Source organism: Streptomyces sp. NRRL S-378, assembly GCF_000720645.1.
Lineage (GTDB): Bacteria > Actinomycetota > Actinomycetes > Streptomycetales > Streptomycetaceae > Streptomyces.
In genome coordinates this window covers 21,497-28,364 of the sequence record NZ_JOBX01000076.1, presented here as the reverse complement: position 1 = coordinate 28,364, position 6,868 = coordinate 21,497, and the positions used below count along the sequence as shown (strand labels likewise).

General features: G+C 71.6%; 6 protein-coding genes and 1 pseudogene. 4 read left to right on the top strand and 3 right to left on the bottom strand.

What is annotated here, in order from left to right; translation table 11 throughout:
* Positions 1-617 (bottom strand): 4'-phosphopantetheinyl transferase family protein (locus tag IH80_RS40055; protein ID WP_037881906.1); only part of this gene is annotated, 617 nt, incomplete at its 3' end.
* A gap of 291 nt (positions 618-908) precedes the next feature.
* Here IH80_RS40055 and IH80_RS46470 point away from each other — a divergent pair.
* A pseudogene (locus tag IH80_RS46470) lies at positions 909-1,439 on the top strand (DUF2716 domain-containing protein).
* Between the two features lie 95 nt (positions 1,440-1,534).
* Here IH80_RS46470 and IH80_RS0133635 read toward each other — a convergent pair.
* On the bottom strand, positions 1,535-2,665 hold the full coding sequence (locus IH80_RS0133635; RefSeq protein ID WP_030965511.1) for an NADH:flavin oxidoreductase: 1,131 nt from the start codon (positions 2,663-2,665) through the stop codon (positions 1,535-1,537).
* A 201-nt stretch (positions 2,666-2,866) separates the two neighbouring features.
* Between IH80_RS0133635 and IH80_RS0133630 the strand changes: the two genes are divergently transcribed.
* On the top strand, positions 2,867-3,352 hold the full coding sequence (locus IH80_RS0133630; RefSeq protein WP_234432467.1) for a MarR family winged helix-turn-helix transcriptional regulator: 486 nt from the start codon (positions 2,867-2,869) through the stop codon (positions 3,350-3,352).
* Between the two features lie 504 nt (positions 3,353-3,856).
* Here the strand turns inward: IH80_RS0133630 and IH80_RS0133620 are convergent.
* Positions 3,857-4,153 carry a hypothetical protein gene (locus tag IH80_RS0133620; RefSeq protein ID WP_030965509.1) on the bottom strand — a complete coding sequence of 99 codons (297 nt, stop codon included), beginning with the start codon at positions 4,151-4,153 and terminating at the stop codon, positions 3,857-3,859.
* A 348-nt stretch (positions 4,154-4,501) separates the two neighbouring features.
* Between IH80_RS0133620 and IH80_RS0133615 the strand changes: the two genes are divergently transcribed.
* Together IH80_RS0133615 and IH80_RS0133610 are read left to right on the top strand one after the other, a co-directional pair.
* Positions 4,502-4,828 (top strand): GYD domain-containing protein, encoded by a 327-nt coding sequence (locus IH80_RS0133615; protein ID WP_030965508.1) that lies wholly within the window; start codon positions 4,502-4,504, stop codon positions 4,826-4,828.
* 401 nt (positions 4,829-5,229) lie between these two features.
* Positions 5,230-6,684, top strand: a complete 1,455-nt coding sequence (locus IH80_RS0133610) for a ribonuclease catalytic domain-containing protein (RefSeq protein ID WP_030965506.1) — start codon at positions 5,230-5,232, stop codon at positions 6,682-6,684.
* Positions 6,685-6,868: the final 184 nt, after the last annotated feature.

Below are 6,868 nucleotides of genomic sequence, written 5' to 3'. Positions count from 1 at the left end.
GTCGGGGGGTGGGGGTGGGTGCTGACGTAGGGGTGGGTGAGGCCGTTGGCGAGTCCGGTGCCGGTGGCTTTGAGGCAGGCTTCTTTGCGGGCCCAGCAGCGGGCGAGTGCGGTGGGTTGCTGGGTGGTGGGGAGGGTGGTGAGTTCTTGGGTTTCGGTGGGGTGGAGGGCGTGGAGGAGGTCGGTGACGGTGCGGGGGGTGGGGTGTTCTTCGATGTCGACGCCGACGGGGGTGGTGGCGAGGGCGATGTAGGCGTGGTCGCCGCTGTGGGAGAGGGAGAAGTGGAGGGGGTTTCCGGGGATGTTGGGGCGGCCGTGGGGGGCTCCGCAGCAGGGGCAGTCTTCGCGGGTGAGGTGGATGGTGTGGGGTGGTTGGTGGAGGTAGGTGCCCAGGAGGGTGCGCAGGGCGAGGTGGGAGGTGGTGTAGCGGTGTCGGTGGCCGGGGTCCGGGAACCGGTTGGCGCGGGTGAGTTCTTCGGTGTCGAGGATGTGGTGTGCGTCGGTGACGGCGTGGCCGCCGACGGTGGTGATGGTGGTGTTGACCACGGGTGTGGTGGGGGTGGGTGCGGGGCCGGGGACGGGTGGGTTGGGCCCGAGTTGGTGGAGGTGCTCGATCACGTGTTTGAGGGTAGTCGAGAAGGTCAGAGCCCCGATGGCGACGGCTGGGGCTGCGGCTGGGCCTGAGACGGGCCGTTCGACCAGGGCGGCACGGATGGACAGCGGCGCGCACGGGGGCTGTGGCAGGGGGAGGCTTCCGGCGACGCAAGCCGGCAGATCTGCCCGGGCTGACGATCACAGGAGCACCGCGCCCGACTCCGAAGCACCCGTCAGGGCCGCAATGGAGGAGCGACAGCCGACCGCTCGTGCCGACTGTGCCCCGCGGGGCACCCCCCGCCGCCCGCTAGTGCTGTGACCGGAAAGGTTCACCGGGTCGCGACGCCCGGCACGGCACCTCGCCGCGTGGTCGGAAGGTCCCGCTTCTCCGCAGCCTTCGACTTCAGGCCCACCACCAGGAACCGGCCGGCGATCACCGAGCCCTCCCCCTCGGCCGTCTGGCACCTGCACTCCCACCAGCGGGTCGTATCCGACTTCCCCGCGGCACTCGACACGATCGTCCAGCGCGGGCTGCTCGCCGCCACGGAGCCGGGCGAGTTCGTGTACTGGCTGGACTGGCAGCACGACGGCTACCGCTAAGACCCCCGCCGCACCGGGACGCCCGGGCGCCCGCCCCGCCCCGGACTGGGTACCCACCCCGACGGCGACTACTACCTCCACCTCACCGCCGACCTGCGCCTGGGCACCTTCGGGCACCCCTGGGAGCAGACCCTCACCGTCTGGGGGCCCGCACTCCTCGCCGCCGTCGAAGGAGAGCTGACCGAGTTGCTCGGAGAGCCGGTCAGACGCCGGGACCGGAACGGCGCAGGTGCTTCCCCGGCGTAGCCCGACAGGCTCGCCCCCCGCCGCAGCAGTGCGGCGTGCACGCCCCGCGATGTCGGCCGACCGACGTCGCGGGGCGTCCGATGGCCGGCCGGCGGTTACCGGCTGAGCGACCTGAGCGCCGCCGCGTCGTACGGCTTCAGCTCGTCGAAGCGGTTGCCCAGGACCTTTGCCGCCCACTGCGGGTCCTGGAGCAGCGCCCGGCCGACGGCCACCATGTCGAACTCCTCGCGCTCCATGCGGTCCAGGAGGTTGTCGATGTCGCCGAGCGCAGCACCCTCGCCGGCGAAGGCGCGGATGAAGTCACCGTCGAGGCCGACCGAGCCGACGGTGATGGTCGGGCGGCCGGTGAGCTTCTTGGTCCAGCCCGCGAGGTTGAGGTCCGAGCCCTCGAACTCCGGGAGCCAGTAGCGCCGGGTGGAGGCGTGGAACACGTCGACGCCGGCCGCCGCCAGCGGCGTCAGGATCGCCTCCAGCTCCTCCGGGGTCTGCGCGAGCCGGGCGTCGTAGGCCTCCTGCTTCCACTGCGAGTAGCGGAAGATCACCGGGAAGTCGGCGGGGACGCGCTCGCGGACCGCCGCCACGATCTCCGCGGCGAACTTCGTGCGGGCGACCGCGTCGCCACCGTAGGCGTCGGTGCGGCGGTTGGTCCGCTCCCACAGGAACTGGTCGAGCAGATAGCCGTGAGCGCCGTGCAGCTCGACACCGTCGAAGCCGATCCGCGCGGCCTCCGCGGCGGCGTCGGCGAACGCGCCGATGACGGCCTCGAGGTCGGCGCCGGTCATCGCCCTGCCGGTCCCCTCGGTGCCGTCCACGCGGATGCCGGAGGGGCCCACGGCGGGCGCGTCGGCGTACGGGGCGTCGCCCTGCTTGCGCACCATGCCGATGTGCCACAGCTGCGGCACGATCGTGCCGCCCGCCTCGTGCACCGCCGCGGCGACCTTCGCCCACCCCGCCAGCTGCTCCTCGCCGTGGAACCGCGGCACCCGGTCGCTCTGCCCCGCGGAGTCGTGGCCGACGTAGGTGCCCTCGGTGACGATCAGGCCCACGCCGGCGGCGGCCCGGCTCGCGTAGTACATCTGCACGTCCTCGCCGGGCACGCCGCCGGGGGAGTACATCCGCGTCATCGGCGCCATCGCGATGCGGTTGGGGACGGTCAGGCCGTTCAGGGTGACGGGCCGGGACAGGATCTCGGCCGCGCGGGAGGCGGTGGACGTGGTGACGGTCATGAAGGTCCTCCGGATTGAGGCTGTGGCTCGTCGGGGCGCGACGAGAAGTGCATCATACACATGTTGTGTATGATGCATATTGCGTGCCGCGTGTGGCCTGCTCGTGGCCCGAGGAGGGCCGCAGCCGGTCCACGGGGCCGCGATAATGGAGCGCCGGAGGGAACGGAGGGCGCAGTGCTGGAGAAACTGGAACGGGAGCTGATGCTGCTCTCGCGGCACCAGGTGCTGGCCCGGCGTGAGCGCGACCCCGAGCGCCTGGAGCGGTCCGCGTACCTGCTGCTCAGCCGGATCGACACCCAAGGCCCCATGTCCATCGGACAGTTGGCGGAGGCCTTCGGGCTCGACACCTCGACCGTGAACCGCCAGACGGCCGCGCTGCTGCGCTGCGGACTGGCCGAGCGGGTCGCGGACCCGGACGGCGGGATGGCCCGCAAACTGCGCATCACCGCCGAGGGCGGTCGCCGGCTCGCCGCCGACCGCGAGGTCAACCGTTCCTGCCTGGCCCGGGTGGTCGCCGAATGGTCTCCGGAGGAGGTGCGGGAGCTGGAGGACGTCCTGGTCCGGCTCAACCTCAGCGCAGAATCCCTCGAAGGACGGTACTGGCCGCGCACGGAGGCCTACGACACCTGCCCGGCTGCCGACCAGCCGGGCGAGGTCCCGCAGGAACCCGCGCCGCGGGCCACGTAGGAGCCGCCGGCGTCCGGCAGGAAACGGGCGGCGCCCCGGGGGGCCGGACCGCTGGGGCCGTTCCCGGGGCCGCCGCGTCCGTACGGGTCCGGCCGGTACCGACTGGTGCGTGCGGACATGCCCCGAATGTTCTGCGGGGCCAATGACGTCTCGTGGAGCACCAGGTCCGAGCGCCATCGGTGACGAGATCCCGACCCGGTGTCCCTGCCCGTCGGCACCATCACCGTGGACAAGCCGGTCGTCACCGACTGGCACACCGCCCCGCAGGACGCCGTCCCCTCCAGGTGAGCGCGTCCGGCAATCGGGAGCCCTCCTCCGTGCGGTGCGCGGCCGTCACCCGGGCCTGCAGTGTTCAGCTTAGTTGTCTCCATGGGCCCGCAGGGCGGCCCGCCCGGGTCGGCGCTCTCAGCTGAGGGGGGCGAGGCCCAGACGGACGCGCCCGGCCGTCAGCCGGGCGCGTCGTGTCACGCGGTCGCCGCGCGGGGGCCGTGGGTGTCGGCCGTCTCAGTTGCCGATCCCGGCGGTGCCGACGCCCGAGTTGCCGATGCCGTGGCTGCCGATTCCCGTGTTTGCGATACCCGCGTTGCCCAGTCCCCAGTTGGCGATGCCGGCGTTGCCCACGCCATGGTTGAAGGCGCCGGCATTCCCGATGCCGTCGTTGAAGACGCCGGCGTTTCCGACGCCATGGTTGCCGATGCCCGCGCTGCCCACGCCATCGGCGCTTGCCATACCACTGCCGACGGCGGCCAGCACGGCCGCGCTGCCCAGCACGGTCGCCACACGAAGAAGAGTCGTGCGCATTGCTACATACCTCCTACTAGACGGATCATTCCGCTCATATCCCTAACATGCTGTCAGGTCGGATGTGTGGAGAAATGCGCTAATCCGGCATGCCGTCCGGAGGCTTCGCCCGACGGTGGGTCCCAGGCGCAGCTCGATGGCCCAAAGGGACTGCTCGTCGGCGGCAGACTCCGCGCCGCGGCCGAGACAGTCGCCAGGACGGCCGTGGACGACCTCCCCGGTCACCGCACCTGATTGGCTGCGGGCCGAGACGGTCATCCGTCGGCCCGCACGGGGGATGCGTGGTCGCGCCGCCACGGTTCCGGCCTGCGGCACGGGGACTCTTCGGGGGATGAAAGGGGAGCAGCGATGCCGCTGTATCTGTCGAGGTTCAGCTACACGCCGGAAACCTGGGCGAGGCTGACCAGCCACCCCGAGGACCGTTCCGCGGCCGCCCGGGAGTACATCGAGTCCGTCGGTGGGCGGCTCCACGGCTACTGGTACGCCTTCGGCACGCACGACGGGTACAACCTGTGGGAGGCCCCGGACAACGTGTCGATGGCCGCGGTGGCGCTGGCGATCAGCCGCGGTGGCGCGCTCCGCTCGTTCGAGACGACCGTACTGCTGACGGTCGAGGAAACCCTGGAGGCCCTCAACAAGGTGGACCAGGTCGGATACCGGCCTCCCGGCTCCTGAGGCCGACAGCCGCTCGGCCGGCGGCCGGAGCGCGCCCGTCCCCGGATCGCGGCAGGTTCGTGCGCCCGTACGTCGCCCCATTCGACAGCGTGCCGAATGGGGTGAGCAGCGGACCACGGCAGGCCTCCGGTCCGTTCGCGGGCATCGGCACACCTCCGGAGCCAGAGCGACTGGCGGACGGACGGTCGACCGGCCGGCCGGGGGGGGCGGCCGAACATGCCCACGCCCGGACACCACCGCGGGTTCCCGCAGTCGGGGGCCGTCGGAGGGAACGCCGCGGACGCCGATGAGGCCGGTGTGCTCGTCCGCCACCGTCACCCCGGCCCGCTCCGCCACCCGGCCGCTCCGCCACCCGGCCGCGTCGCCGCGCCGGTCCGTGACCCCCGCCCTAGGCTCGGGGCATGCGACGCCGCCCCATGCGTATGTCCGGCGAGGCCCTGGACGCCCTGCGTTCCGCGCTGGTGGAGCTCCGTACGGAGCTGAAGATCCCGCCGGCCTTTCCCAAGCGCGTACTCAAAGCAGCCGACACGGCAGCAACCCGCCCGGACCTGGACCACGAGGACGCCACCCACCTTCCGTTCTTCACGATCGACCCGTCGACCTCCAAGGACCTCGACCAGGCCATGCACCTGGAACGCCGGTCAGGGGGCGGCTACCGCGTGTACTACGCCATTGCCGACGTGGCCGCGTTCGTCAGGCCCGGCAGCCCCCTGGATGTGGAGGCCCGCGACCGGATCGAGACCCTCTACTTCCCCGACCTCAAAGTGCCCCTGCATCCGCCCGTGCTCTCCGAGGACGCAGCCAGCCTGTTGCCGTACAAGGACCGCCCGGCCCTCCTGTGGCAGCACGACCTCGACGCCGACGGCAACGTCACCGAATCGACCGTGAAGCGGGCCATGGTCCGCAGCCGGGCCAAATGCAGCTACCAGGGCGTCCAGCAGGACATCGAGAACGGCACGGCCGAGGAGTCCGTCGCACTGCTGCGCGAGATCGGCAAGCTGCGGGAGGACGTCGAGATCACGCGCGGGGGCATCTCGGTGCACCTGCCGAATCAGGAAGTCACCCTCGACGGCGGATCGTTCCGGCTGAGCTACGCGGCGACGCTGCCGGTGGAGGGCTGGAACGAACAGATCTCCCTCATGACCGGAATGGCCGCGGCCCAGATCATGATCGACAGCGGGACGGGGATCCTGCGAACCCAGAAGGAGCAGGCCGACCCGCACGTGGTCAGGCGCCTGCACGAGATCGCCAAGTGCCTTGGGATCGCCTGGGACCCCGGTGTCTCGTACGCCACGCTGGTCCGCACGCTCGATCCGAACAACCAGAAGCACATGGCCTTCCTCACCGAGGCCACCACAACGATGCTCAAGGCGGAGTACACCGTCTTCCGCGACCACCAGACGCCGGAACACACGATGCACGCGGCGATCGCGGCCCCGTACGCCCACTGCACGGCTCCGCTGCGCCGCCTGGTCGACCGGTACACCGGTGCGCTGTGTGTGGCGGCATGCGCGGACGACGCCCCGCCGAAGTGGGTGCTCGACGCCCTGCACTGCCTGCCGTGCGACATGGCACGGGGGAAGGGGGGTGCCGCGGACCGGCAGACCGTGGACCTGGCCGAGGCCGCGGTCCTCATGCACCGTGTGGGTGAGGTGTTCGACGCCGCGGTCATCGACACCGACGCCGAGCGGAACAATCCCCTCAGTGGAAAGGTGTATCTGGCCGACCCCGCCGTCCTGGCCAAGGTCACCTCGACCAACGGCCAAGACCTCTGTCTCGGAGCGAGCGTCAGGGCCAGGCTCAAGCATGCGAACCCCTCCTCGGACAACGACAAGGTCCTCTTCACCGTGCCCTGAGCCCCGGCGCGGACCGTCTGGCGCAGGTCCCGGCCGTCCCCGTCGGCCGTCGGCCATCTCGCCGGCGCTGTCCGGCGTCGGCGGGGGCACGCCCGTCACGCCGAGCACCGCCGGCGGCGTCGAGTGCGCGGACGACGCAGCGCCACCGAAGGTCAGCTCGTCGCCGAGGCCGCGACCGCTCCGG

Coding starts and splice junctions, on each gene's coding strand:
- IH80_RS0133635 (WP_030965511.1), bottom strand. CDS start 2,665: ATGACCGTCACCACGTCCACCGCCTCCCGCGCGGCCGAGATCCTGTCC.
- IH80_RS0133630 (WP_234432467.1), top strand. CDS start 2,867: ATGCTGCTCTCGCGGCACCAGGTGCTGGCCCGGCGTGAGCGCGACCCC.
- IH80_RS0133620 (WP_030965509.1), bottom strand. CDS start 4,153: ATGCGCACGACTCTTCTTCGTGTGGCGACCGTGCTGGGCAGCGCGGCC.
- IH80_RS0133615 (WP_030965508.1), top strand. CDS start 4,502: ATGCCGCTGTATCTGTCGAGGTTCAGCTACACGCCGGAAACCTGGGCG.
- IH80_RS0133610 (WP_030965506.1), top strand. CDS start 5,230: ATGCGACGCCGCCCCATGCGTATGTCCGGCGAGGCCCTGGACGCCCTG.